Source organism: Pseudomonas sp. FW305-28, from assembly GCF_017351395.1.
Classification (GTDB): Bacteria; Pseudomonadota; Gammaproteobacteria; order Pseudomonadales; family Pseudomonadaceae; genus Aquipseudomonas; species Aquipseudomonas fluorescens_AA.
Window position 1 is genome coordinate 1 of sequence record NZ_JACNDD010000312.1, and the last position, 418, is coordinate 418.

Here is a 418-nt window from a genome sequence, read left to right on the forward strand (position 1 = left end):
TTGCAAGGCTTCGACGACCTGTTCGAATGGCAGGTCCTGGTGACTGTAGGCGTCGAGGGTGGTGGCCTTGATCTGTTCCAGCAACTGGTCGACGCGGCTGTGGGCCTGGACGTCGATGCGCAGGGCCAGGGTGTTGACGAAGAAGCCGATCAGCGCCTCGGTTTCCCGGCGTGGGCGGTTGGCGACCGGTGTGCCGACCACCACCTGCGGCTGGTTGCTCAGGCGCGAGAGCAGGATCGACCAGGCGCCGAGCAGGGTCATGAACGGGGTCAGGCCCTGTTGCTGGCTGAAGCGGCGCAAACGGCTGCTCAGTGGTGCGGGCAGTTGCAGGGCCAGGGCGGCGCCTTGGTAGCTTTGCACCTGGGGACGCGGGTGGTCGCTGGGCAGCTCCAGCAGCGCCGGGGCGCCGTCCAGGTGG

General features: G+C 67.9%; 1 protein-coding gene. It reads right to left on the minus strand.

Annotation, left to right across the window (positions count from 1 at the left end):
* A partial coding sequence (locus J4E53_RS30580; protein WP_207268300.1) for a condensation domain-containing protein occupies positions 1–418 on the minus strand: 418 nt, incomplete at both ends.